Raw genomic sequence first — 25,440 nt, forward strand, 5'->3', positions numbered from 1 at the left:
TGCAGAAATTGGAACCAGCACGATGCTCTCAGTTTTTGTTTGCGCATCGGATTTATCCGAAAACCGGTTTCCACTTTTCGGTCCGATGCTTTAATCAGGCAGCGGCCTTCTTCTTGTTCTCTTCGCGTTCACGGATGCCTTCGCGGACCAGCGGTAGGACATAGCGACCATAATCCACGGCATCATTGTAGTTGTCGTACCCACGGATCGAGATCAGATCGGCGCCGAGGTCGATATAATCAAGTATGGAATCGGCGATGGTGCGAGGCGAACCGACCAAAGCGGTGGTTGCGCCGCTGGCGTTTGTCGCCGTCACTGTCGGATACCAGAGAGCCCTGTCGTGAACATCGCCGCGTTTGGCAATATCCAGAAGACGCTGTGAGCCGACATTGGCTGGAGGAGGCGCGGACAAGGGTGTTCTGCTAAGGCCTTTCTCACGATTTTCGTTCAGCGTGTCGAGAATGCGATGCGCTTTCTGCCAGGCCAGTTCGTCCGTTTCGGCAATGATCGGACGGAATGTGACCCAGATTCGCGGACGATCCTTGCGTCCGGCCTTGGCCGCCTCGGCATAGATGCGGTCGATCTGTTGTTTGGTTTCTGCCAAAGGCTCGCCCCAAAGGCCAAAAATATCGCATAACGAGCCGCCGATCCGATAGGCCGCATCCGACGAGCCACCCAGCGAGATCGGGATCAGGCCGTTGGTCGGGCGCACGGCACTGCGGAACTGTTTGAACTGGTAGTATTTCCCATCGAAATCGAAGGGTTCTGTCGAGGTCCAGGCCAGACGCAGAATGCGGATATATTCTTCCTGACGCTCGTAGCGTTGCTCCTTGGTCAGAAAATCACCCTCGCGGGCCTGCTCCTCATCACTGCCGCCGGCGATGAAATGGACGACAACACGGCCGCCGCTCAACTGGTCCAGTGTTGCCAGCGATTTCGCCGCAACGGTCGGGTAGATGGTGTTCGGGCGCAGGGCGACAATGATCTTGATTTGCTTGGTATGGGCCAGAATGGTCGCACCCAGCGTGAAAGGATCAAAGGAAGCGGAAGAATAGGGGATCAGTGTGTAGTTGAAACCGTAATCGTCCAGCGCACGTGCGTAGCGTTGCAGGAAATCGGGGTCCACCGGCGCATCGGGGATGGGGCGAAGATCATTCGATCCGTTGGCGAAACTTGCGCTAATGAATTCGGCAGCCATTCTGGGTGGTCTCCATTTCGGTTCTGAGCCTTTGGTACAACCTATGAGGATGTTTATCCGGGAGAAAGAAAATCCATTCTTTTTCTATGTATTTAATAGAATATTTTAATACGTCGTGATGCAGCCGGTTTGCTGCCGGCAACCTACAATAGCCAATAGGGGCAGGTCATTGGTCTGGTCGCCAGCCAAAATTCGGCGCGACCGTCTGGGCAAGATCGGTCAAAAGCCTGACATTTTCCGCAAGACCGAAGGCAGGCGGCAGAAACAGGATGACTTCATCGGCGCTGGCAAGGCCCGGATCGTTGAAGACCGCCTCGGTGACCTGATCGGGTGTTCCCTGAAAGACAGGCGAGATCTGGCTTCCCGATGGTTGCCGGAAAGCGGGTTGCAGGGCGCCCTTGGGCCTTGATGCCGCGATGCCCTGGGTTCGGCGTTCCAGATCGTAGGCTGCATATTTCTCTCTCAGTTCGGATGTCGTTCCAACCAGAATAGAGGCTGCGGCTGCGACCGGGGGTGGCTCGGTTGACCACGTCTTGCGCCATGTCGTGCGGTAAGCTTCGATGATACGCGCCTGGTATGCGCCGAAACTTTCGCCTTCAGCTTGGTCATGCTGGACGGTGCCGGTGATCAGCCCAATGCCAAGTTCTGCGGCCTGCACGGCAGAGGCAAGGCTTGCCGCGCCCTGCCTGATCCGTGAGCGTAGGGTTGGGCTATGCGGCGTCACTCGAAGTTCGGTACCCTCTGGCGCGCCTTGTCCGGGGCCGTCCACCGTATGAAGGACGTCGCCGGCAATGGCTGCCAGAAACCGGGCTTGTCGCCGTTTTGCCTCAGTACGGGCGTCCGTGTCACTTGTCCCGAAGATTGCGTCGAATGTGGCGTTCGCACCCGTCGAAATGGCCAGTTCCAGCCGTCCGCCGACCAGCAGGTCAGTGGTTCCTGCGGCCTCTGCCAGCAGGATAGGGTCCTGATAGCGCATCGGGATGACCGCCGACCCCAATGTGATGCGCTTGGTGTGTTGACCGGCTGCCGCAAAGAAGGGCAACGGGGAAGACAGGTAATGATCGAAGTGCCGCTGGTAGGCCCAGCCCGATTGATAGCCGAGTTGCTCGGCAATCTGATAGAGTTCAATTCCCTCGCGCAAACCGTGTGCCGGTCCGTCGATATCGTTGAAAGACACGCGGGTATTAAAGCCAAGCCGATGCTTTGTGCGGAAGGGCTGCGCCGACGTCTTGCTTTGCGCGATTACGGTCATGCGATCTCTTCTTTTTGGGAAACGGGCTCTTTGAAGTCGAGACTTGAATCCAACTGCGTCGCGTAGTTGCCACCCGACGGGATCGAAGCCAGCAGCGACCGGGTATAGGATTGGCGGGGAGTGTCGAAGACGGCTTTGACGGTGCCGTGCTCGACGATGCGCCCGCGATGCATGACCGAGACGGTATGGGCCAGCTGGCGCACCAGGGCGAGATCGTGGGAAACGAACACATAGGTCAGACCCAGATTGGCCTGTAGCGTCAAAAGCACGTCAACAATATCGGCCTGGACACTGACATCGAGCGCTGAGGTCGGCTCATCCAGCACGATAACATCCGGCTTTAAAACCAGCGATCGGGCAATGGCGACGCGCTGACGCTGGCCACCGGACAGTGCGCCCGGCTTGCGGCCAAGCAGATGCTCGCCCAGTCCGACATTGGACAAGGCTTCGCGCACCCGCTCGCTTCGCTCCCGCGCAGTGCCAATCTTGAACCGGTCCAGCGGCTCGCGTACCAGATTCTCGATTTTCCAGGTGGGATCGAGTGAGGTGAACGGGTTCTGGTAGACGAGTTGAAGATGGCGCCAGACGGCTCGTCTGGACTGGGGATTACGGCTTGAAAACTGCTCACCGGCAACCGAGATCTGGCCGGTATCGGGTTCCTCAAGGCCCAGAAGCAGCCGGATCGTCGTTGTCTTGCCAGAGCCGGATTCGCCAACCAGCGCGTGTGTGGTGCCTGATGGTACGGAGAATGTCACATTATCGACAGCTGTCAGGGATTTGCCATCGACCGTGAAGGTCTTTGTCACACATTTGACCTCGATCTTGGCATCAACGCCCGCAGTATTCTCGATGTTACGAAACCCGCTATCACGCAGCTTGGCATAGCGGTCAGGATTGAGGGCGGGAACATCGGCATGCAGCTTTCTGGCATAGGCCGAAGCCGGTGCGGCAAAGACAGCCTGGGTATTGCCCGCCTCCTGCACAACGCCATCCTTCAGCACGACCAGTTGATCTGCCCGCTCGGAAGCGATTGCGAGGTCGTGGGTGATCAGCAGGAGGCTGATATCCAGATCCTGCTGAAGTCGTGTCAGAAGGTCGAGGATGCGCTTCTGGATCGTCACATCCAGCGCGGAGGTCGGCTCGTCCGCCACCAGAAGGGCCGGGCGCGGCAGTACGGCAAGGCCGATCAGCACCCGTTGAAGCATGCCGCCTGACAGTTGATGCGGATAGGAATCGTAGACGCGACCCGGGTTGTCGAGGCCGACCTCCGCGAATGTGTCCAGGATCAGCGCTTTGCGGATGGCTTTGTCTTGTTCACCGAGAAGGGCTGCCGCTTCCATGGCTTGCGCGCCGATGGTGCGCACCGGGTTGAGCGCGTTGCCGGGATCTTGCGGAACAAAGCCGATAGCGCGCCCCCGCAGAGGCCGGAACTGACGTTCGGCAAGGCTCAAGATGTTCTGATCGTTGAACTCGATTTTTCCCGTCGCATGTCCGCCTTGAGGTAATAGCCTCAGAATGGCCCGCGCGATGGTTGATTTGCCCGAGCCGGATTCTCCAATCAACGCAAGGCTCTTGCCTCGGTCCAGCTCAAACCCGACAGTCGTCACGACTTGGCGAGCCCCGTAGGATACCGACAGGTCTTCAACTCTCAGCAGCGGAGCGGATGGCTGGAGCGCTGGAGCAGCGGTTGCAAACCAGGGGAGTGTGGAGGTCAGTCTGTCTTGCGGAGCCATCGGCTGATCCTGTTGACGGAGAGGACGGTTGCGATCACGGCGAACGCAGGCGCGTAAACCAGCCACGGCCATTTGAGATAATCCTTGCCGATTGAAATCAGCAGACCCCAGTCCGAGGCGGGTGGCGGATCGCCGTAGCCGAGGAAGGCAAGACCGGCGATCACCAGAATGGAAAGACCAAATTGCAGGACGGCGAGGGTGAGAAGGGAGCGTGAAGCATTTGGGAGCACGTGCCAAAGAAGGATATACCAACGTGACCCTCCCAGCAGAAACGACGCCTCGACGAAGGTCGCTTGCCGGGTTTTGATCACCTCTGCCCGCATCACCCGGGCAAAGACCGCCACGGCGGAGACGCCGGTCGCGATGGCGGCATTGGTGGTGGTGAAGCCGAGTGCGGTGACGACGATAATCGCCAGCAGGAAGCTGGGGATCGCCAGCAGCATATCGACCAGGCGCGCCAGCACGATATCGACCCAGCCACCGAGAAAGCCGGCCAGAAGGCCAATGAGGCCACCGACGATAACGCCAATGACAACCGCGATCAGCGCACTGGTCACCGAAGACGCCGTGCCATAGACGACGCGCGCGTAAAGGTCGCGCCCGAGCTGGTCTGTGCCGAACCAATGCTGTGCGCTGGGTGCCAGCAGTTTTTGAGCGGGAACGCCGATGACGGGGCTATGGCTTGTGAACAAGCCGGGGGCGAGCGCCCAGGCGATCACCAGGGCAATGATGGCAAATGAGATGAACACCGTTGGCGGCATGTGGACTGCCGACCATTTTTTGGCTGCCTGCAAACCACCATTCGAGGAGGAAAAAGCGATCGTCATATCGTCACCGCACGGGAGGTTTCGGTAGAGCTTGTGTCCTCAGCGGACGTGCGAGGCCGTTGGACGCCAAGCAGTTTCACACGCGGGTCAAGCAGGGGATAGACGAGGTCTGCGATCAGGTTGACGAGAACGAAGGCCACTGCTGCCAGCGATACGACCGCCTGAAGAACAGGCAGATCCTGTGTTGTGACCGAGCGCTGCACCAGGCTGCCGATGCCCGTTCGCCCAAAAACCGTTTCGGTTATCAGCGAACCACCCAGCAACTCGCCGACGGTCAGGGCGATCACTGTGACCACCGGCAATGATGAGGGCTTCAACAGGTGTTTGAAAAACATCTGCGCCTGGGAAAGACCTCGACCCCGCGCTACAGTGGCATAGTCCTGGCTTGCTTCATGGTCGAGGTTGGCAATCAGGACTTCCGCTATCTGGGCGGAGACGGGAATGCCGAGTGCAATTGACGCAAACAGGGTTGCCCAGACACTATCCGGTTCAATGACCCGGAAAACGCCCAGCTGGAAGCCGAAAATATGGATCAGGGCCAGCCCGATGACGAAATTCGGGACCGATAGGAACAGGGAGGGAAAACCCCGCAGCAGGCCCTGTCCGAACCGTTTTGGCAGAAACTGCGTGCCGTAGGCAATCACCAGCGCCAGGGCAAGCGCGAAGGCAAGGGCCGTCGATGCAAGGATCAGCGTTGAGGGCAGGACTTCGGCAATCAGCGCCGCCACCGGGCGGCTGGAGCGCATCGACAGGCCGAAATCGCCGGTGACGAAGTGAGAGAGTGACGTCCACAATTGGACCGAAATCGGCTTGTCCAATCCCTGGGCGGCGATGATCTCGGCAATCTCCGCCTCGGTGAAGCCGTTTTGCGGATCACGCAGGACGGAGGTGACCGGGTCGCCCGGCAGAATGCTGACCACCACGAATGTAAAGACATAGGCCATCAGGATGACCACAAAAGCTTGGGCCAGTCGTTTTGCAGCATATGTCAAGTAGGCGTTGCGCATACCGAGGCCTCCTTACATTGCTGGTTATTGGCTGATTTTTGCGGTGTAGTAGCTGGCATAGGCAATGCCGTTATAGACTTCGCCTGAAAGCTTCGGGGACTGGACATAAATGCGCTGAACGATCTGGGTGCGAGGGATGAAATACCCTTGCTCGATGACGTATTTCTGTAGTTCGTTCAGCAGCGGATCACGCACCTCTAACGAAGGGGCACCTGCAATTCTATCGCGTAGCTCATTGATCTTCTGGTCGCTCTGGTCCAGCGCGAACCAGTTTTCGCCATTATTGGCATCGGTCAGAATGCTGGCCACGGTGCCGGCATCGATAAAGCTGCGGGTAACTTCGTAGGCTGGTACGGCTGGGCCTGCGAACTTGACCTTTTCGGTGAAGGTCACCACGTCATAGGTGCGGATATTGACCTTCCAGCCGATCTTGCCGAGCTGTTGGGCGATCAGTTCATCCACCGCCTTCGACGTGGCAAGATAGGGGTTGGAGTAAAGCGTCAGCAGAAGCGGCTTTCCATCCTTGGCGCGGATGCCGTCGGCGCCTTTCGTCCAGCCTGCGTCATCCAGCAGCTTTTCCGCCCTCGCGGAGTCGTAGGCCAAAAGCGTGCTCTGGTCGGTTGCGCCCGGCACATTGCTCTGGATGAACGAGGTCGCCAGCTTCCAATCCGATGTATAGACCGTATCGATGATTTCCTGGCGATCGATGCCAGACTGAAGGGCTTGGCGCACCCTGACATCGTTATAGGGCTCGAGCTTGGTATTCACCGCCCAGCCATTGACGAACCCGAGATAACGCGGCGTGGCAACGGTAAAGCCCTCGTCCTTGAGCGACTTCAACTCCTGGGGCGAGGCATTATAGGCAATATCGGCCTGCCCGGATTGAACTGCCGCAACCCGAAGCGATGGTTCGGAGACCAGCTTGTAGGTGATGCTATCCAGAAACGCTGGTCCGGTATGGCCCACAGCTGCCGGTCCCCAATTGTAATCCTTGCGCTTCACCAGTTTGACGAAATCGCCTTCCTTCCAGGATTCAACCACATAAGGGCCGCTGCCAGAGGTCTTGCCGAGATCTGCCTGCTGGGTCGCCGGTTGGCTGATGGTCTTGGGGGAAATCAGGATCGAGCCGTGATAGCCGAGGGTTGGAATGAAGCCGAGCGTCGGCTTTTTGAAGACGACTTTCACCGTGGACGGATCAATCGCCTCTGCATGATCGTAGGTCTTGGGAAAAAGGCCGATCGGGTTGATGCCTTCGCTCTTGCGGCCTGCATACCAGATATCGAGATTTGCAACGACAGCGGCCGCGTCGAGTGGCGTGCCGTCAGAAAAGGTCACGCCGGTCTTGAGATGGAGGGTGAACTCGGTTGCGCCTTCATTCTGGTCCCAGCGCTCAGCAATCCACGGGCTCACTTTGCCATCGGCATCGACATAGACGAGCTTGTCGGCCACGTGGCCCCAGACATGCCCCTGAAAGCTGGAGATCGCGCTGTTGTTGGGTATCCAAGTATTGCCCAACGAGTCGATCAGGAACGTAATATCGCCGCCGTCTTTCGCGTTGCCCGCGCTATGAGCGGGCTTCAAGCCAGTTGATGCGACAAGAGCGACAGAGAGGATTGCAGAACCGGCAAGCAGCAACCTGCGTCGAGAAAGAGCCATAGAATCGGAATGTTTGATCATGAGATAGGTCCTGGTCGGGTGGCGTCTTATGTCGGGACGGACGGACAGCCTCGTTTGCGGAGGTTATTTTGATTGCGAGCGCAAACAGGTGGCACGCTTTGTCGCTGCGATGGTCACGGTGCATTCCTGCCTTGATTGGTGAGAAGCTGTGACAACAAGCTAGACGAGCATGGAAATCAGGGAAAGATTTATCATTCTTAATCTATCGATTTTATAGATTTTAATTATTCAATTGATGCGCCTGTAGCTTGGTTTTTTTCCTCTCTCAATGTGGTGAAGAGAAATGCGGACATCCGCTAAAGCGCATCGAGCGCGTACGATGGCCGTTTATCAGCGCGTGGCTCAAGGCCTGTCGCGGTCTTTCGGGTTCTTCTTTAAGGCCTAAAACCGACCCATTTCCAGCGGCCCAAACCTCAAAAATACGGCTCCGGCGCAGGCCCGGACATGCAAAGGTCGATCATTCTGCCGGGTTCGATGTCGCGTATAGCACATCTGCACTAATGGCCTCGGTCCCGTTTCTGTGCTGAATGCGACATAGACATGTCGACAAATAATATAGGCAATATTGTTATTGTGGAAAACAATGTTGCTTGCAAATGTTCACTGGAATACGGGGCGACGTAATGAGCAAGACATCCAGCAAGAATTTTGGCGGTACACTCTTAAAACATAAGAACATCTTTCCTGGCATCGTTAAATACCTCTCAAAATCCCTTGTTTTTCCATCTATTACTGTAACGGCCGTGGTTTCCTGTTCAGGCGTCAGTCTTGCTCAAGATGTCGTGCTTGATAGCGGTAACACGACCTGGACGAGTGATACGCTGGTCGATGGTGATCTCTATGTCGGATACAACAACAAAGACATCGGCCTGACGATTGCCAATGGCGCGAAAGTGTACAGCACAAATGGTTATGTAGGCTACCGGGTTGGTAGTTCAGGGACTGTCATTGTCAGCGGTCCCGGTTCTTCCTGGATCATTCCCAGGGTCAATTACGTCCTGGCAAATAATATTACGGTCAATCAAAACGGCACTCTCAATATCGAGAATGGCGGTACTGTCGACGCAAAATATTTTACGTTCGCGAGCACGTCGCAGCTGAATGTGACTGGAAGTGGCTCGACCTTGACTGCGGACCGCATTTCCAATTCCGGAACGGTCCTCATCGCGAATGGGGGCTCGATCAATGCGATCGACGCAGAGTTCAGTGGCCTCCCGGCGGACGGCACGGATAACAGCCTTGCAAATTTTGTTGTCCGCGGCGCTGGCTCGAAGGTGACAAGTACCGGAACGTTGACGGTTGGCGCCAATGCAAGCATCGAAGACGGCGGTGCTATCGTCGCCCAGGATGTTGGAATCGGCACAAGCGGTAGCTTTCAGAATTTCGTGGTCACAGGCGCCCAATCCCGCATGGACGTCAATGGCACACTGACGGTCAATGGTGGGTATGCCCCTAACTCGAATATATCCATTGCCGATAGCGCCAACTTGAATGTCAAGAACGGCATCACAATGGCAACGGGCGGTCACCTGACCATTGGCGGCAAGATCGATCTGGGAAATCTGGCCCTTGGAGGCGAGCCCAAAGGCCAAGCCGCCGCTGCTGCCGGCTATATCAATCCTGACGCGGTTATTTCCTTCGGTTCATCCGAGAGGGCATACCTGAATTTTAACCACACCCAAACCGGCTATATCTTTGCCAATGCATTGACCGGTGACGGAAACATCAAGTCCATGTCGGGCGAAACAATTCTGACGGGGGATCTCAGCAAGTTCGAGGCCACCGATAATCTCGGCGGAATCATTGTCGACGGTGGCAGTACATTGGTTCTGGCCAGCAATCTGGGAACAGCCGTTACCAATTACGACAATGTCTTCGCATGGCAGACGAATATTGATGTCAAGAACGGCACCTTCAACGTCAAGGCGGACACGGGCGCTATCAGGAAGAACTTCCTTGGAAGCGAATATTTTTCATCGAATATCGATGTCTGGGGCGATCGGAATGCTGGTACGGCATTCGGACGGCTGATCGGGTCTGGAGCCGTCGGCAATGTCACGCTGGAAAAGGGTGCGCTGATTTCACCCGGAAATTCCGACAATGCCATCGGCACCTTCACGGTGAACGGCAACATTTCTTTCGGGGAAGGCTCGGCTTATGATGTCGATATTGCCGGAAATGGCACCAGCGACAAAATCGTCGTTCAAACCCTGAAGGCATGGACCGGAACCGATGCCCAGAATAATCCGACCTATGTGGATAGCGCGGGTAAAACCTCAATCGCTAACAATGTGTCCGTGCAGGTGACAGCTCTCGATGCTGCAACCAGTTATCAAACCGGCCAGACCTATACGATTCTGTCATCGGCTGGCGGTATCCAGGGGCAATTCGCTCAAGCCATTTCGAAGTCGGCCTTTCTGGATGTGGCATTGGCTCAAACGTCAAACCAGGTCGATCTGACCATCGCTGTCAAGGATACAGGTACGCCTAACCCCGGAACACCTAATCCCGGCAATCCTGATCCTGGAACCCCAAATCCAGGTACGCCAAATCCTGGTAATCCCGATCCAGGAACACCCAATCCGGGCAATCCCGATCCGGGAACCCCAAACCCCGGAACACCCAACCCTGGCACGCCATCGCCCGGCCTGTTCGATTCTGTCGCCGTAACCGGCAACCAGCGCAATGTCGCTCGGGCTCTCAATACCTTGCAGCAGAGCGGGCAGTCGCTTGCGCTCTATAACAGCCTGTTGCCGTTAAGTGCAGAAGAAGCGCAGCATGCCTTCGAAGCGCTTTCCGGCGAGGTCCACGCATCTGCCATGAATACGCTGGTCACCAGCAGCACGTTGCTGCGCAATTCGGTCAATGACCGGATGCGGGCATCGTTCAACACGGTGGGCGCACGTCCGACACCGGTCATGGCCTATGCGGAGGGTGATAGTAAGTTCGATACGGCTTACAAGGACATCCCCCTATTTACGGCCTGGGGCCAGGGCTTCGGCACATGGAACAGCATCGACGGCAATGGCAATGCTGCGGACCTGAGTTCGTCCACCGGCGGTTTCGTGGCGGGTCTCGACGTTCCGGTCTCCGCCGATTGGAGATTGGGTGCCGTTGGCGGCTATAGCCGGTCCAGCTTCGATGCCAATGACCGCTCATCCTTTGGCCATAGCGATAACTATCATCTCGGCATGTATGCCGGAGCGCAATACGGAGAATTGTCCTTCCGCTCAGGCCTTACCTATACCTGGCATCAGGTGTCGACCAATCGATCCGTGGCATTCTCCGGTTTCAACGACCATCTGAAGGCTGATTACGACGCTGGCAGCTTCCAGGCCTTTGGTGAACTCGGTTATCGCATCGATGTCAGCACCGTGGCTTTCGAGCCCTTCGCCAACCTCACCCATGTCAATGTTCAGAGAGACGGCTTTAATGAGCGTGGTGGCATTGCAGCCTTGTCGAGCCCGAGCGACAGCCTGGACACGACACTGACGACCCTTGGCTTGCGCGCCTCTTCCGATTTCATGCTGGGCGGCTATATCGCAAAGGCCAGAGGCATGCTTGGTTGGCAGCACGCCTTCGGTGATACCGACCCAACTTCACGCCTGGCATTTGTCGGTAGCCAGAGCTACGTTGTGTCCGGTACACCTTTGACCAAGGATGCGGCCGTTGTCGAACTCGGGCTCGATGTCGGGCTCAGCGATACCGCCACGATCGGCATTGGCTATTCCGGTGAATTCGGTAGCAATGAAACCTCAAACAGCATCAACGCAAAGCTGGATGTCCGTTTCTGATGAAGATCGCCAAAATTGTTGCGATCATGGTGGCCGCGAATGCCGCGTCCACCGTCGCTTTTTCACAAGACAGCAATGGTCGCCCCAATGCTCCGTCTTCGCTTTCCGAAACCTATGAGGACTGGACGGTTGCCTGCTCGAAGCGCAACGAAAGCCGTGTCTGCTCGACATTTCAACGACAGGTGCAGCAAAATGGGCAGCAGGTTCTTGGCATCGAACTCACGCCTGCCGCCGACAAGAGCATAAAGGGTTCGCTCGTTCTGCCTTTTGGGCTCGACCTGGATAAGGGGGTCGCATTTGCGATAGACGATACGCCACCTGGCAAGTCCTCTCGGTTCTCGACATGCGTTCCCTCCGGCTGCCTCGTATCCCTGACCTTTACAGATAAGGGGGCTAACGCATTGAAAAGTGGTAAATCGTTAAAACTCATTGCTTACGCATATGGTGGCGGTGCAGAGGTTCCGTTCACGATTTCCTTGAAAGGTCTGGCAAGCGGGCTCGACAGGATCGCTGTCCTGTCGAAGTGAAGGTGTCGCATATGATACAAAGGACACGCCCGGCTGTTTTCATCCGACAGGAATGGACATTCAGCGAGACGCGTTGTGTAATGCGAAGAGTCATTGAAAGCACACTTCGTATTCCCTTTGTAAATATCTCAAGTACCTGATGCATTTGAGATATTTGCAATGCCTTTAAGGCGAGGATGCGCAAGCATCTTCAAGCCCTGGTGTACATGGAGATGAAGCGGATCATAAATTTATATGACTGACGAATTCATTATTATCGCTGATGATCACCCGATATTCCGGGAGGGCATTTTCGCTTTGGTTCGGCAGCTTTTGCCGCATTCAAAAATTGCGTCCACCGATACTCTCGACGCCGCTCTTGAAATTGCAAGAGCCAATCCTTTCCCGCCCAGCATGTTCATCCTGGACCTGTTTTTTGAGGGAAACAACATCGTATCGAATTTGCGCGCGCTTCGCGAAGAATTTCGCCTGGCGTCGATTGTCGTGGTCACCATGGCCAGCGACAAAGCTTTGGTCGATACCGTCATGAATGCCGGGATCAACGGGTTCATCAATAAAGCAGCCCTGCCGGATGAGATAAAGGAAATCCTGCGGGCGGTTCGCGAAGGTGACGTCGTTGTTCAGGTGCCGGTATCGACGAATGCCATTGCCAGTTATGCCAGCCCGGCGCTAAGCCAACGCCAGCTCGACGTTTTGCATCTCCTTGCCGAGGGCCGGACCAATAAGGAGATCGCTATCATTCTTGGTATTTCCCCGTTCACGGTTCGCATCCATGTCTCTGCTATTTTCCGTGCACTTGGCGTGGCGACCCGCGCCGGTGCCGTAACCAAGGGGATTGCCATGGGATTGGTGCCGACCTCTCCTGGCTCATCGGAGCGGAGCTCCAATTCCAGGTAGCAGGATTGCTGAACGAAGCTCGGCGGGGCGAACCGGCTTCGAGAGGATCGGTATGTCACTGTCGGCGATATCCTCGATCACTCTTGACGGAGCGTGTCCCGTCATCACCACGGCCGGAACCTTCCAACCGGCAAGCTGGCGCACCTTTGCGATACATTCCGTGCCTGTCATGCGTCCGCCGAGGTCAAAATCCGTTATCAGCAGATCGCAATGGTGCAGCACGGAGGGTATCGCTGTTTCTGCCTGAACCGTACACCCCCATTTGCGCAGCAGACTGGCTGTGGCAAGCAGCACTGCCTCATCGTCTTCAACCAGCAGCACGCGCAGGCCATGAGCCGGATTGGCAACGGGCGAGATTATCTGCTCCGCGCTCAAAACTTTCATGGGGACGGCAATCTTTAATCCCGACACGGAGATTGCCGTTCCGGCCCCGACAACCGACCGTAATGAGACCTGCAACCCCATCAGGGTGCCGAGGCGCTTGACGATTGCCAAGCCCAGGCCGACCCCGTCGACATCCTTGTCGCCACGCTCACGGACCTGATAAAACTCCTCAAATATGCGAAGGTGATGCTCTGGCGCAATGCCGGGGCCTTGGTCATAGACCTGAATGGTCAGGCTGCCGCCCCTGCGGCGGCAGCCGATCAGGATTTTACGGCCCCCGGCATATTTAATCGCGTTGCTCAGGATATTTTGCAGAATCGTATTCAGCAGAGACCGATCAACCGCAACAAAATGCGTGCAATTGACGAGCCGTATTTGTGAGCCGGCTTTTTGTGCGGCCTCCATATTCTGATCGACAACCTCGTTGAGGATATCGGCAATTGGCACCGTTTCCATCTGCGGGATCAGTTTTCCACTATCCAGGGTGGAAATATCGAGCAAGGATTTGAAGAGCCGTGACACGCTTTGCAGCGATCGATCGATATTGTCGACCATCGCCAGTTCTTCCTGTTTCAGCCCTGCGTCGCGCAGGCAAGCCGTAAACAGGCTGATGGCATGGATAGGCTGACGAAGGTCATGGCTTGCATGGGCAAGGAACCGCGATTTCGACAGGTTTGCTTCCTGCTCGGCGGCATAGGCACTTTGAAGTCGCAGCAAGAATGCCAATGTGTAGGACGGGGCGAGGATTGCCATCATTATGAATGTCAGCACGACATAAGGGTTCTGCTGCCAATAGACATTGAAATAGGTGGCGATTGCGAATGAACTCAACGCTAATGCCGTCGCTGGGAGCAAATGCCTGGGGCCGAAACGTAAGCCGCTGACAACCGTGTGCCAGACGACCAGCGCTGCAATCGGGAAAAGTGGCGCCCCGCCGACGGACATCGCAAACGTCGTGAACGTGTAGTCGAGCAGCGTCACGAGGGTTCGCCGCAGCATGTTGACGCCTGGCCGCAGAACGATCCACAGGAGCAGCAAGAAGGAATAGGGGATGTAGATCGCAAACAGCCAATAGAAACTTTGCCCTTCTGGAGGCGTCGCACCATTTGCAACCAGAGGCATGACATAGGCGGCGGTTATGAAAATAACGGCAATGCGCATGATTGCCTGCGCCCGCTCGGTATCGAATGAAGCATCGTTGCGCATGCCGAAAAGCCGAATAAAACCGTTGGATTTCAAATCATTTTTCCGTTTGGTTGACTCTACAATATCCGCTTTGGTGTCGTCTCTTGCCCAACATGCATGGCGCTATTCCTGTTTAACCCTTTGTGCAATCAGGATTCAATGGCGACGTAACCTGCTGCGTTGCTGTACCGCTAAAGTGTAGCTTATCAAGGATGGTGTGCCCGGTTTGCCAGTGCGTCTTCAAACGCTGATGCTCAATTGTGGGTAACTGGAGAAAATTGCTGCAAACACCTTTCCGGCTCAGCAATGCGCGTCCACTCGGCGCGGCAGTAAACGGTGCGCTTGGCTTTGAATGTGAGGGGGGATGCAAAAGGGGAGGGATGCGATAAGGCGCTGCATTTTTCAAAGGCGGCATTACCGCGACGTTTGACAGGTCTGCCGGCAATCTGATGGGACGCGGCATCTGCCGCGTCCCATCGATGTCATCGATCAGACCAGATCGAAACGATCGGCGTTCATCACTTTCGTCCAGGCCGCAACGAAGTCTTTGACGAATTTTTCCTTGATATCCGACTGCGCATAGACTTCCGCCAAGGCGCGAAGCTGCGAGTGCGATCCGAAGATCAGATCCACGCGCGTCCCGGTCCAAAGCAGTTCGCCGCTCTTGCGATCTCGACCTTCATAGACGCCCTCTTTGCCTGCAACTGGCGCCCACTGCGTGCGCATGTCGAGCAGGTTGACGAAGAAATCATTCGTCAGCGCCTCGGGATTGCGGGTGAGGACACCATGTTCCGGCTGGCCGGCCTTCAACACGCGCAGACCACCGATGAGAACGGTCATTTCAGGTGCCGTCAGGGTCAGAAGTCGTGCACGGTCGACAAGCGCTTCTTCCGGCTTCATGAATTGATGCCCGCTCAGATAGTTGCGGAAAGCATCGGCGCGTGGCTTCAATGCATTGAAGGAGGCGACATCGGTCTGTTCCTGCGACGCATCTGTCCGGCCTGGGGTAAACGGAACGGTGACATCGTGACCGCCAGCCTTTGCTGCTTTCTCGACACCGGCTGCACCGGCAAGCACGATCAGATCAGCCAGGGAAATCTTTTTACCCGCAGATTGGCCGGCATTGAATTCCTGCTGGAACCCTTCGAGAACGCTCAGGACCTTGGCAAGCTGCGCCGGGTGGTTGACGTCCCAGTCCTTCTGCGGAGCAAGACGGATGCGAGCGCCATTGGCACCGCCGCGCTTGTCGGAACCCCGGAAGGTCGAAGCCGATGCCCACGCTGTCGAAACCAGTTCCTGCACCGAAAGACCGGACGCGATAACCTTGGCTTTCAGATCGGCCACATCCCTATCGTCGACAAGCGGATGATCGACAGGAGGAATAACATCCTGCCAGATCAGATCTTCAGACGGCACTTCCGGACCGACATAACGAACCTTTGGCCCCATGTCGCGGTGGGTCAACTTAAACCAGGCGCGGGCGAAAGCATCAGCGAACTGATCAGGGTTTTCCAGGAAGCGGCGAGAAATCTTTTCGTAAGCCGGATCGAAACGCAGCGACAGGTCCGTCGTCAGCATGGTTGGAAGGTGCTTCTTGGACGGATCATGGGCATCCGGGATGGAGGGTTCGGCGTTCTTTGCCTTCCATTGATGGGCGCCAGCCGGGCTTTTTGTCAGTTCCCATTCGAAGTTGAAGAGGTTTTCGAAGAAGAAATTGCTCCAACGGGTCGGGGTCTGCGTCCAGGTGACTTCAGGGCCGCCGGTGATCGTGTCTGCGCCGAAACCAGTGCCGAACTTGCTTTTCCAGCCAAGGCCCTGGTCTTCGAGTGCGCCGCCTTCCGGTTCTGCCCCGATTAGCGACGGATCGCCCGCGCCGTGCGTCTTGCCGAAAGTATGACCGCCGGCGATCAATGCGACGGTTTCCTCGTCGTTCATTGCCATGCGGCTAAACGTCTCGCGGATATCACGCGCCGCAGCAATCGGATCAGGATTGCCATTGGGGCCTTCCGGATTGACGTAGATAAGGCCCATCTGCACGGCGCCAAGCGGTTCAGACAGCTGGCGTTCCCCACTGTAGCGTTCATCGCCCAACCAGGTGCCTTCTGGACCCCAGAACAGTTCTTCCGGTTCCCATGTGTCGGCGCGTCCGCCAGCGAAACCGAAGGTCTTGAAGCCCATGGATTCCAAGGCAACGTTGCCGGTCAGAATGAAGAGATCGGCCCAGGAAATCTTGTTGCCGTATTTCTGCTTGATCGGCCAGAGCAGACGGCGTGCCTTGTCCAGATTTGCATTGTCCGGCCAGCTGTTGAGCGGCGCAAAACGCTGCTGCCCGGCGCCTGCTCCGCCGCGGCCATCGGTGATGCGATAGGTGCCGGCGCTGTGCCATGCCATGCGGACGAAGAGGCCGCCGTAATGGCCGAAGTCGGCTGGCCACCAATCCTGAGAATCGGTCATCAGCGCATGAAGATCGCTCTTCAGGGCTTCATAGTCGAGCTTCCTGAATTCTTCGGCATAATCGAAGTCAGGGCCCATTGGATCGGCGATTTTGTTCTTTTGGTGAAGGATCTGCACATCGAGCTGTTCAGGCCACCAATCGCGGTTGCCCCGACCCTTCGCGCCAGCTGGCCCGTGCGCAACCGGACATTTTCCACCAGTTTCAACCTTGGTATCCATAGGATTCTCCCTTGATATCCTCATACTTTATTCAATCAGGGGCATCTTCCGTCGACCATTCAATTTCGTAGTGTCGACAATGTGCTCTCGTATGACGGCTCGCCCGATTTTAACCGGGAAATGGCATAAAGGGCCTGACGGAAATTATCCCTAGCCTCTTCATAGAGGAGGTCGATGTTAAATTTAAGTTGGATTTATTGATAGGCACGATAAGCAAAACCTATCAGCGGCGTTATGTTAAAACTGCTCCATTCTTTTGCAACCAGCGTGATCAGAATTGGTTGTTCGTACCGAGATGCGTTCGGCTGAAATTTCCGTTTGCCGCTTTCCACCCACCGCGTTATTGCGCACGACAGGGGGTATCGGGGGACTTCACACCTATGGACAGATAGCTTCCGCAAGTCGGCATTCTGCAGGCTGCGGACAGCATGCGCCAGTAAGTTGGTTTGTGCACTGAATAAAACCAAACCGGTGCTAGAAATGAAGAAAGATGATGAAAATGCTGTCACTCCCCGCCATTCTTGGTATCTCACTCGGCGCTGCTGGTTTTGCAGCTTTCAGCCGAAAGAACAAACCTTGGAGTGCTCTTAAAAGGATCGGTTATTTTATTGTGGTGGCGATCGGAATTTTGCTGGTCATGCTGGCGTTGAATTTCGGACTCTACTACTCCAATCGCGTTTCCTGATCCGGCAAGTAATTGGTAAGGCCGCTTTAATTAACCAGTAGAGCCTGTCTGGTTCAGCGCGAACCTGACAGGCGTCTAAGACGCTGTCGCACAAGCGGTGCCTTGTGCGACGAAATTATGGCCTGCGCGCTATGGCTCTATCATCCGCTTGGATCATTGAAAAAGTTAATGAGACGCCAGCAGCCTGGCATCGATCTTGATGACTGCTTTGCGGATCGCTAAGGGGGCTCCGATCTCGCAGCAGGGACGGTGAAACTCTCCCGGGAAGAACACGATGAAATCGTCGGCGCTAAGCTCCACAGAATACTCACTGGGTCGTGCGGGATAAAAGGCGATATCCTGCGTCTCCAGGCGGTCGTCAATCGGAACAAGGTGTGGGTCGGGAAAGGCCACGCCATAGGCTTCCCGTCCCTCAAGCAGGATCTGGATATCGATATAGCGGCGATGAGCCTCTGGCCGAAGCTGGTTGGCCGGTTTGGTCGACAGTTCCTGGATCAGCAGGAAAATGTCCTCGCCGTCGATCTCATGTCGTCCCGTGGGCAGGTTGGGCAGATCGAGAGCCGTGACGGCCTCTATGGCGCTGATGATACAGGCCGGCAAAGTGGCGCGGTAAAATTGCCAATGATGAAGAGAGCCGGTGATCATGGGAAATCTCCTGAAATAATAGGGAATGCGGGTTGGGGCCGAGATCAGAACGCAGTTGGCGCTTCTGATCCCGATCACGGCACTCGCCTCAGAGTTTGGCGATCCGGTTGCGGAAATGCTCGGTACCGTCGATGATTTTGTCCAGCACGGCGTCCAGTGCCCAGAAGCGCTCCCGAATGTCATAATCGATCACCCGGCAGCGAATACTGTCAAAGGTGCCAATCCGCTGATGATAGAGTTTGGCGAGTGCCGGATAGCCGAGAGCTTCCGAAACAGCCGACAGTACCAGGAAGGTGGCCAGCTCTTCAGCGAGCTGTGGATGCTTTTCACCCTCACGCCACAGCCAGTTGTAAAGATCGGGGTGGAAATTGGTGAAAACGCCGTTGAAGCCCGGCACGCCAGCCTTCATCGCATCCCAGGCAATGGCCGCATTGGCATTGAGGATTTTCAGCGGTGTGCCTTTGGTCAGTTCGAGGCGACGCTTGACCGTGTCAAGATCGCAGCTCACATCCTTGAGCATGATGAAACGACCGGTGTGGGCGCAATAGGTCAGTTCCTCATCGCTCAGCAAACGGCGATAAGGGGCCGGGCACTCGTAAAGACCAAGCGGCAGGTCCTCCGGCAGCACGGACAGCAGCTTATCCAGCGTTGCCTTGAAGACAGCTGTGCCTTCTTTCTTAGGGTCGAGATGGTTGGTCACGAGGATTAGCCCATCTGCGCCAACCCGGCTCATGGCCTGTAATTCCTCAATCTGCTTGTCCAGATCGTCGCTGATATGGCCGGACACAACGACTGGAAGGCGACCCGCTGCCTTTTCCACCACGAAACGACCCAGCGCCATACGCTCATCCAGCGACAAGAACATCATCTCGCTGGACTGGCACACTGCGAACAAGGCCCCGGAGCCGTTGGCGACATACCATTCGATGAGGCGTTCCAGACCGGGGTAATCGATCTGCCCATCCTCAAGAAAAGGCGTGAGCATGACGGGAATAATACCTTGGATAGATTGAGCTTTGCTGGTCATCATCAATGTCCGTTATTGGATTTCGAATGCGCTTTCCGGTACAATCCGGAAAGCGGTATGTCAGGGAAAGGCGTTGGGCCTCTTCACTGGTCCATCGGTTCACGAACCAGGAAGAAGTAGCTGGCGGCACCAACGAATGCGATGGCAGCTCCGGTGAGCAAGGCGGGTACGAAAGACGAGTATTCGGCAATAAACCCGGTTGCGATCGGAGCCAGGGAGCCACCCAGGAATCCGCCGAAATTCTGCAGGGAACCGAGTGACGCCACCCGGTTTTTCGGAGCAACGGCTGTCACCAGCGCCCAAGAGCAGGCAGAGGCGGCATTGGTGAGGAAAATCACCACGGAAATGCAGAAAATCGCAATGTTATTGTCGGCAACCAGCGCCGCAGGCACGGTGAAGGCGGCCATGCCGAGCATGGCGATGACAACAGGAATGCGACGACCACGGACCGGTGAAGCCTCGGTTTTCTTAATGATCTTGTCCGACAGCCAGCCAGCCACGAGGCAGCCGATAAAGCCGCAGAAGAACGGGACGGAGGCCATGAAACCGGTGCGGGCAAGGCTCATGTGCCGTTCATTGACCAGATAGGATGGCAACCAGCTGAGATAAACCCAGTTAAGGTAAACATTGCCGAAGTAGCCAAGGATCATGCCCCAGGTGGCGCGATAGGAAAACAGCTGGCCCCAATCGGCAAGCGTCACCTTCTGCTGCTTTTCTTCCGTCTCCGAAGAGAGGTACGAGCGTTCCTCAGCGGTCAGCCCCATATCCTTTGGGTCACGATACAGCATGAACCAGAATGCGGCCATGACCAGGCCAGCAGCACCGGTGATGATGAAGACCCAGCGCCAATCCAGAACGATCAGAAGCTGTGTCAGGAGCAGAGGCGCGATAGCTGTGCCCAGTGGAGAGGCTGAATTGAAGATGCCTGTTGGCACGCCGCGCTTACTCACCGGGAACCAGTTGCTGACAACCCGGGCAGCCGACGGAAATTGCGGCGCTTCACCAATGCCCAGACCGATACGGCTCAGGATAAACTGGGTAAAGGACGTGACAAAACCTCCGGCGGCCTGGGCCAGCGACCAGAACACCAGACCGAAACCCAAAAGGCGACGCGGTCCGAGACGGTCCACCATTGCTCCAACCGGAAGCTGCGCCAGCGCATAGCTCCAGGAAAATGCCGAGAGCAGCAGGCCCATTTCACCGAGGGTCAAACCCATGTCTTCGGTGATCCGATGATTGGCAACCGCCAGCGTCCCACGATCCATGTAATTGATGACGCCAGCCACCACCAGCAGGCAAAGCGAGGTGATCTGCATGCGCCGGATACGCGGCGGTGCCTTGGCTTGGGTTGACCCCAGCGGGGCCGAGGGCTCGGAACTGACAATGGTGCTCATGACGTCTCTCCTCCTTGGATGTCCGTTGCGGTTGGAGTATCCCGCGTCGCCTTTGGATTACCGTGCTGTTGGGATTGAAAGATCTCCCCCATGGCAATCGCAAGCTCCTCCCCGCGACTGAATGTAAGCGCTTACATGAAATTATTTCAGAAATCTGTCAACGGACTTTTTGGTCCAAAAGACCGGCGTTCGACTTTAAATCGGTTAGCATTGTGCCACCTTCAGATGCGGTGGCATTTCAGGCGGATGTTTTTCAAGCTAGAGTTTCCAAAGGAAAAGTGGAAACCGGCTTTCCCGAAACGATATACGGTAATGCCTTCAAGGCGAGGATGCGGGAGCATCTTCGACGCTTGGTATAAGTGGAAGACGTAATGACTGGAACGCCCGAGCAGCCTGGATCGCCTGTGAAACGCACCCGTGAAGGCAGCGGCAGGGCAAGGCTGGAGGAGGTTGCGCGACGGGCTTGCGTTTCGACAGCCACGGTTTCTCGTGCGTTCAACACGCCCGAAAGGGTTTCTCCTGAAACACGCGAGCGGATTTTCTCAACCGCCAAGGCCCTGGGTTGGGTTCCCAATGCTGCGGGCCGGGCGTTGGCATCGAACCGCACCCATATTGCCGGTGTCATCATTCCAACGCTGGACAATGAAATCTTCTCCCATCAGGTCGGTGCAATGCAGCGGGTGTTTGCCGAACACGGATTGAACCTGCTGATCGCCTGTTCGAATTACGATCCTGAACTGGGTTTCCAACAGGCAAAAGCCATGATCGAGCGCGGCGTGGAAGCGCTGGCGCTGGCTGGCGAATCCCATCCTCAGGCGCTCTATGACAATCTGGACAATCTCGACATTCCCTATGTGCTGACCTATGCCTATCGACAGGGCGCCTCGCATGCCATGGTGGGCTTCGACAATGCCGCAGCCTTTGCCCGGATGACCGATTATCTTCTCGGCCTTGGCCATCGACGCATCGCTGTCGTCATGCAGCCCAAAGACAATAATGACCGCGTGGTAGCGCGCCTCAGTGGCATCACAGCCGCTCTTAGCGCAGCAGGATTGGAACTTTCGCCCGATCATTTGATCAGCGACAAGGCTAGTCTGGATTTTGGCATCGAAAGCGCCAAGCGGCTCGCGCAAGAGCCAACGGACATCCGTCCGACTGCGATCATTTGCGGAAACGATACTCTGGCACTCGGCGTGCTGATGGGCTTGGCACAGATGGGAGCAAGCGTTCCGGGCGATTTTTCGGTGACGGGTTTCGACGATCTGGAACTCTCGTCCCGACTGTCTCCGGCACTCACCACGATGTTTGTCGATAATAAGGAAATCGGTCGCATTGCCGCAGAACAACTCGTTCTGTGTCTTGGAGGCGAGATAGCCTCGCCTCAATCCCGGGAAATATCGGTCAGCTTGCATATTCGGGAAAGTACAGCGGCCCCGCAAACGAGATAGACTGTATCAGGGGGCCGGGTGACAGACTTGCCAATCGATGGTGATTGCCCGGAGCGGCCAACGATACAAAGAGGAATGGCCGGTCAATCTAAACCTGACAGACTCTCGTGCACCCACGCATTCACTTCGTTCATGCTTTCGTGCACTCATTTTTTGTTTATGCATCGATTTTTCCAAACTCGGCTGAAGCCTCCGTTTGGATCGATGCACGAGCAGCAGAATTGCCGTTATGGGAATGGGTGACAATTTGTTTGCCCTGTAGACCGGTCTGATTGCTAATCACGATTGTACTGTGCCGATTGAATTCTGTTCCAGCCGATGCCAGTATCTGATGCCCAGTGATTTGGCCCACCGCTCGTGCTCATATCGGTAACCAGCGAGCCAACTTGATCGGTTCTCTGTTGAGTTTGGACACTTGCCGGCGGCTTCTACCATGCAACTCCATGGCACAGCTCTGGCCGTCAACACATTCAATGCCGCCTGTCGTCTCTCTTGAACGGTTTTCCACACCCTCCTTTTCCCTTGCAATTTTCCACCATCACGGGAAAAAATGAAAAACCATTTCTTATAAAACATTAAATCTACCTATTTAATGGATAAATAAGAATTGGAGCTGACGATCTACCATGAGCTATGCCCTTAGCCTGCTTGACAAAAGCCCGGTCGAACCGGGTGCTGTTGCCGCCGATGCCTTGAAAGCCACGGTCGCTCTTGCCTTGCGCGCCGAAGACCTTGGCTATCGGCGCTTCTGGCTTGCGGAACATCACAACCTGCCGGCGCTTGCCAGTTCGGCGCCAGAGGCGCTGATTGCCTATCTCCTTGCCAGGACGTCGCGGCTCAGAATCGGTTCCGGCGGCATCATGCTTCAGCATTACAGCGCCTATAAGGTTGCAGAAACCTTCAACCTGCTGGCAGCGCTGGCGCCGGGCCGGGTTGATCTGGGTGTCGGCAAGGCACCGGGTGGATTTCCCTACGCCACCCATGCCCTGCAAGCCGGTCGGAAAGCGGCTGCCCCTGCCGATTTCGAGGAACAGCTTGAGGATTTGAACCGCTATCTGCTGACGGATGCCGCTGCTGCCAATGCCTTGCTGGCAACGCCGGTGCCGCCCGTTCCGGCAGAGCGTTTCCTGCTTGGTGCCAGTGTCGCGAGCGCAAAGCTGGCGGCGGCAAAAGGCTGGACGCTGGTTTTCGCGGGCCATTTGAATGGTGACCAGCATAATCTGCAGGAGACCTTTGATGTTTACCGTCGTGAAACCGGTGGCAAAGTTCCCGTTCTGGCTCTGGCCGCTTTGGCGACCGACGCGGAAGAGACGGCGAGAAGCCTCGTGGCTGACATCAAGATCTTCAAGGTGATTCTGGCCAATGGTCAAAGCGTCAATGTCGGTAATGCCGAACAGGCCGCCGAGTTTGCTCGTCAGTCCGGTGTGTCGGATTACCGGGTTGAAGAAAAGACCCCGCATGTTCTGGCAGGCACGGGCGAGCAAGTCCGCAAGGAGCTCGATGCCCTTCATGCCACGCTTGGAGTGAGCGAATTCATCATCGACATCCCCGTTCCGCAGTCGGCTCTTCGGCTGAATGCCATTGAGTTGATTGCTGGTTCGCGCCTGTCTCTTGCCGCCTGATTTTAGAGAAAGATGTTCCCATGAGCAAGAAATCCATCAATTTTGGCGTGATGTTGCACGGTCCGGGCGGTCACATGAATGCTTGGAAACATCCAAGCGTTCCCGCTGACGCCAGCGTCAACTTTTCCTTTTATGTGGAGACGGCCCGCAAGGCGGAAGCCGCAGGCCTCGCCTTCGCCTTTGTCGCCGACGGACTGTATATCAACGAGCATTCCATTCCGCATTTTCTCAACCGGTTCGAACCGATTGCCATTCTCTCGGCGCTGGCCGCCTCCACCTCGAAAATCGGGCTGGTCGGGACGATTTCCACGTCCTATTCGGACCCATTCACCGTCGCCCGGCAATTTGCCTCTATCGATCATATCAGCGGCGGACGGGCCGGATGGAATGCGGTGACAACGCCGCTGGAAGGCTCTGGCCGCAATTACAGCCGCGAACATCCCGAGCATTCGCTGCGCTACCAGATTGCCGAGGAATATCTGGATGTGGTCAAGGGATTGTGGGACAGCTGGGACGATGACGCCTTCGTGCGCGACCGCGATACGGGTGCGTTCTTTGACCGGGAAAAGCTGCATCGGCTGGATCATAAGGGCCGCTTCTTCCGCGTCGAGGGTCCGCTCAATATTGGTCGCTCCCGGCAGGGTCAACCGGTGGTGTTTCAGGCTGGGTCTTCGGATTCAGGCATTCATCTGGCAGGCAAACATGCCGATGCCGTCTTTACCAATGGCGCGAGTTTCGAAGAAGGGCAGGCCTTTGCCAAGCAAGTCAAGCAGAGCGCCATTGCCCAAGGCCGTAGCGCCAGCGATGTGCTGATTTTCCCCGGCATCGGGCCGATTGTCGGCGCAACGCAGGAAGAAGCGGATGAAAAATATCGGGCAATCAGCGCCTTGGTAACGATTGAAGAAGCATTGCTGTTTTTGGGCCGGTTCTTCGATCATCATGATTTCCGCCGGTATCCGCTGGATGAGCCTTTCCCGGAGCTTGGTGATCTCGGCAAGAACAGTTTCCGCTCCACCACCGACAAGATCAAGAAAAACGCCAGAGAAAAGGGCCAGACCTTGCGCGAAGTGGCGCTGGAGGCCGCAACGCCGCGCAGCACCTTTGTCGGCACACCCGACCGGATTGCTGACGAGATCATCCGCTGGGTCGATGGCGGTGCTGCCGATGGTTTCATTCTGGGCTTTCCGGTCATCACGGAAGGACTGGATGACTTTGTCGCCCATGTGCTGCCACGTCTTGAAGCGCGGGGCTATTTTGATCGCACTCTACAGGGTGACACGTTGCGCGATCATCTCGGCCTGCCTTTCCGTGAAAGCCGCTATGCGGCGACATCAGCTGACAAGGCCACAACAAGGGCAGCCAGCTAGAGCATTTCCGCGTTTCCTGGAAACGCATGAATACTCTAACTGTTTTTTTAACGCATTTCTGGACGCAAAACCGCACCGCATTTTTGCTGGAAATGCTC

18 protein-coding genes are annotated in these 25,440 nt (G+C 56.2%); 7 read left to right on the forward strand and 11 right to left on the reverse strand.

The genetic code is table 11. From position 1 onward, the window contains the following. Positions 1-94 precede the first annotated feature (94 nt). The 6 genes from AVI_RS18150 to AVI_RS18175 all read right to left on the reverse strand — a co-directional run bounded on the left by AVI_RS18150 (position 95) and on the right by AVI_RS18175 (position 7,694). Positions 95-1,198, reverse strand: a complete 1,104-nt coding sequence (locus AVI_RS18150; RefSeq protein ID WP_012653592.1) for an LLM class flavin-dependent oxidoreductase — start codon at positions 1,196-1,198, stop codon at positions 95-97. 166 nt (positions 1,199-1,364) lie between these two features. Continuing rightward, the gene (locus AVI_RS18155) at positions 1,365-2,450 is read right to left on the reverse strand and encodes an LLM class flavin-dependent oxidoreductase (RefSeq protein WP_012653593.1); all 1,086 of its coding nucleotides are present in this window, start codon (positions 2,448-2,450) and stop codon (positions 1,365-1,367) included. Continuing rightward, positions 2,447-4,183: an ABC transporter ATP-binding protein gene (locus AVI_RS18160; protein WP_012653594.1), complete on the reverse strand. Its 1,737-nt coding sequence runs from the start codon at positions 4,181-4,183 to the stop codon at positions 2,447-2,449. Before AVI_RS18160 ends, AVI_RS18155 begins: the two co-directional genes overlap by 4 nt. Then, the gene (locus AVI_RS18165; protein WP_012653595.1) at positions 4,162-5,010 is read right to left on the reverse strand and encodes an ABC transporter permease; all 849 of its coding nucleotides are present in this window, start codon (positions 5,008-5,010) and stop codon (positions 4,162-4,164) included. Before AVI_RS18165 ends, AVI_RS18160 begins: the two co-directional genes overlap by 22 nt. Further along, the gene (locus tag AVI_RS18170) at positions 5,007-6,017 is read right to left on the reverse strand and encodes an ABC transporter permease (RefSeq protein WP_012653596.1); all 1,011 of its coding nucleotides are present in this window, start codon (positions 6,015-6,017) and stop codon (positions 5,007-5,009) included. The genes AVI_RS18165 and AVI_RS18170 overlap by 4 nt, the downstream gene beginning before the upstream one ends. Positions 6,018-6,041: 24 nt before the next feature. Further along, positions 6,042-7,694 carry an ABC transporter substrate-binding protein gene (locus tag AVI_RS18175; RefSeq protein ID WP_012653597.1) on the reverse strand — a complete coding sequence of 551 codons (1,653 nt, stop codon included), beginning with the start codon at positions 7,692-7,694 and terminating at the stop codon, positions 6,042-6,044. A gap of 743 nt (positions 7,695-8,437) precedes the next feature. On the opposite strand from AVI_RS18175, the gene AVI_RS18180 reads away from it, so the two are divergent. The 3 genes from AVI_RS18180 (at position 8,438) to AVI_RS18190 (ending at position 12,912) form a co-directional block, all read left to right on the forward strand. Then, on the forward strand, positions 8,438-11,488 hold the full coding sequence (locus AVI_RS18180; protein ID WP_187152397.1) for an autotransporter domain-containing protein: 3,051 nt from the start codon (positions 8,438-8,440) through the stop codon (positions 11,486-11,488). Beyond that, positions 11,488-12,015 (forward strand): invasion associated locus B family protein, encoded by a 528-nt coding sequence (locus AVI_RS18185; protein WP_012653599.1) that lies wholly within the window; start codon positions 11,488-11,490, stop codon positions 12,013-12,015. The genes AVI_RS18180 and AVI_RS18185 overlap by 1 nt, the downstream gene beginning before the upstream one ends. Before the next feature lie 234 nt (positions 12,016-12,249). Next, a complete protein-coding gene (locus tag AVI_RS18190) occupies positions 12,250-12,912 on the forward strand; it encodes a response regulator transcription factor (protein ID WP_012653600.1) in 663 nt (220 codons plus the stop codon). Here AVI_RS18190 and AVI_RS18195 read toward each other — a convergent pair. Together AVI_RS18195 and katG are read right to left on the reverse strand one after the other, a co-directional pair. Continuing rightward, positions 12,883-14,502 (reverse strand): ATP-binding response regulator, encoded by a 1,620-nt coding sequence (locus AVI_RS18195; RefSeq protein ID WP_012653601.1) that lies wholly within the window; start codon positions 14,500-14,502, stop codon positions 12,883-12,885. The two genes, AVI_RS18190 and AVI_RS18195, sit on opposite strands and share 30 nt — an antisense overlap. A 468-nt stretch (positions 14,503-14,970) precedes the next feature. After that, positions 14,971-17,154, reverse strand: coding sequence for a catalase/peroxidase HPI (katG, locus tag AVI_RS18200; RefSeq protein ID WP_012653602.1), 2,184 nt, complete (start codon positions 17,152-17,154; stop codon positions 14,971-14,973). 490 nt (positions 17,155-17,644) lie between these two features. On the opposite strand from katG, the gene AVI_RS18205 reads away from it, so the two are divergent. Then, positions 17,645-17,839, forward strand: a complete 195-nt coding sequence (locus tag AVI_RS18205; protein ID WP_041698435.1) for a hypothetical protein — start codon at positions 17,645-17,647, stop codon at positions 17,837-17,839. A gap of 165 nt (positions 17,840-18,004) precedes the next feature. Here the strand turns inward: AVI_RS18205 and AVI_RS18210 are convergent, their stop codons facing one another. From AVI_RS18210 to AVI_RS18220, 3 genes are all read right to left on the reverse strand, one after another. Then, positions 18,005-18,484: a NanQ anomerase/TabA/YiaL family protein gene (locus AVI_RS18210; RefSeq protein WP_012653603.1), complete on the reverse strand. Its 480-nt coding sequence runs from the start codon at positions 18,482-18,484 to the stop codon at positions 18,005-18,007. Positions 18,485-18,572: 88 nt separating this feature from the next. Then, positions 18,573-19,514: a dihydrodipicolinate synthase family protein gene (locus tag AVI_RS18215; protein ID WP_012653604.1), complete on the reverse strand. Its 942-nt coding sequence runs from the start codon at positions 19,512-19,514 to the stop codon at positions 18,573-18,575. An 80-nt stretch (positions 19,515-19,594) separates the two neighbouring features. After that, positions 19,595-20,905, reverse strand: a complete 1,311-nt coding sequence (locus AVI_RS18220; protein WP_012653605.1) for an MFS transporter — start codon at positions 20,903-20,905, stop codon at positions 19,595-19,597. A gap of 371 nt (positions 20,906-21,276) precedes the next feature. On the opposite strand from AVI_RS18220, the gene AVI_RS18225 reads away from it, so the two are divergent. The 3 genes from AVI_RS18225 (at position 21,277) to AVI_RS18235 (ending at position 25,342) form a co-directional block, all read left to right on the forward strand. Beyond that, complete coding sequence (locus AVI_RS18225; protein ID WP_012653606.1) at positions 21,277-22,353, forward strand: LacI family DNA-binding transcriptional regulator; 1,077 nt, start codon at positions 21,277-21,279, stop codon at positions 22,351-22,353. A 626-nt stretch (positions 22,354-22,979) separates the two neighbouring features. Then, complete coding sequence (locus AVI_RS18230; protein ID WP_012653607.1) at positions 22,980-23,975, forward strand: MsnO8 family LLM class oxidoreductase; 996 nt, start codon at positions 22,980-22,982, stop codon at positions 23,973-23,975. A 20-nt stretch (positions 23,976-23,995) separates the two neighbouring features. Then, positions 23,996-25,342: an LLM class flavin-dependent oxidoreductase gene (locus tag AVI_RS18235; RefSeq protein ID WP_041698437.1), complete on the forward strand. Its 1,347-nt coding sequence runs from the start codon at positions 23,996-23,998 to the stop codon at positions 25,340-25,342. The last annotated feature ends 98 nt before the right edge of the window (positions 25,343-25,440 follow it).

Source organism: Allorhizobium ampelinum S4 (genome assembly GCF_000016285.1).
Classification (GTDB): Bacteria; Pseudomonadota; Alphaproteobacteria; order Rhizobiales; family Rhizobiaceae; genus Allorhizobium; species Allorhizobium ampelinum.

Excerpts from the sequence above, each read along its gene's own strand:
- AVI_RS18175 (WP_012653597.1), bottom strand. The coding sequence starts at position 7,694 with ATGATCAAACATTCCGATTCTATGGCTCTTTCTCGACGCAGGTTGCTG.
- AVI_RS18230 (WP_012653607.1), top strand. The coding sequence starts at position 22,980 with ATGAGCTATGCCCTTAGCCTGCTTGACAAAAGCCCGGTCGAACCGGGT.
- AVI_RS18195 (WP_012653601.1), bottom strand. The coding sequence starts at position 14,502 with ATGCGCAACGATGCTTCATTCGATACCGAGCGGGCGCAGGCAATCATG.
- AVI_RS18190 (WP_012653600.1), top strand. The coding sequence starts at position 12,250 with ATGACTGACGAATTCATTATTATCGCTGATGATCACCCGATATTCCGG.
- AVI_RS18160 (WP_012653594.1), bottom strand. The coding sequence starts at position 4,183 with ATGGCTCCGCAAGACAGACTGACCTCCACACTCCCCTGGTTTGCAACC.
- AVI_RS18210 (WP_012653603.1), bottom strand. The coding sequence starts at position 18,484 with ATGATCACCGGCTCTCTTCATCATTGGCAATTTTACCGCGCCACTTTG.
- AVI_RS18220 (WP_012653605.1), bottom strand. The coding sequence starts at position 20,905 with ATGAGCACCATTGTCAGTTCCGAGCCCTCGGCCCCGCTGGGGTCAACC.
- katG (WP_012653602.1), bottom strand. The coding sequence starts at position 17,154 with ATGGATACCAAGGTTGAAACTGGTGGAAAATGTCCGGTTGCGCACGGG.
- AVI_RS18235 (WP_041698437.1), top strand. The coding sequence starts at position 23,996 with ATGAGCAAGAAATCCATCAATTTTGGCGTGATGTTGCACGGTCCGGGC.
- AVI_RS18155 (WP_012653593.1), bottom strand. The coding sequence starts at position 2,450 with ATGACCGTAATCGCGCAAAGCAAGACGTCGGCGCAGCCCTTCCGCACA.
- AVI_RS18165 (WP_012653595.1), bottom strand. The coding sequence starts at position 5,010 with ATGACGATCGCTTTTTCCTCCTCGAATGGTGGTTTGCAGGCAGCCAAA.
- AVI_RS18205 (WP_041698435.1), top strand. The coding sequence starts at position 17,645 with ATGATGAAAATGCTGTCACTCCCCGCCATTCTTGGTATCTCACTCGGC.
- AVI_RS18225 (WP_012653606.1), top strand. The coding sequence starts at position 21,277 with ATGACTGGAACGCCCGAGCAGCCTGGATCGCCTGTGAAACGCACCCGT.
- AVI_RS18150 (WP_012653592.1), bottom strand. The coding sequence starts at position 1,198 with ATGGCTGCCGAATTCATTAGCGCAAGTTTCGCCAACGGATCGAATGAT.
- AVI_RS18185 (WP_012653599.1), top strand. The coding sequence starts at position 11,488 with ATGAAGATCGCCAAAATTGTTGCGATCATGGTGGCCGCGAATGCCGCG.
- AVI_RS18170 (WP_012653596.1), bottom strand. The coding sequence starts at position 6,017 with ATGCGCAACGCCTACTTGACATATGCTGCAAAACGACTGGCCCAAGCT.
- AVI_RS18215 (WP_012653604.1), bottom strand. The coding sequence starts at position 19,514 with ATGATGACCAGCAAAGCTCAATCTATCCAAGGTATTATTCCCGTCATG.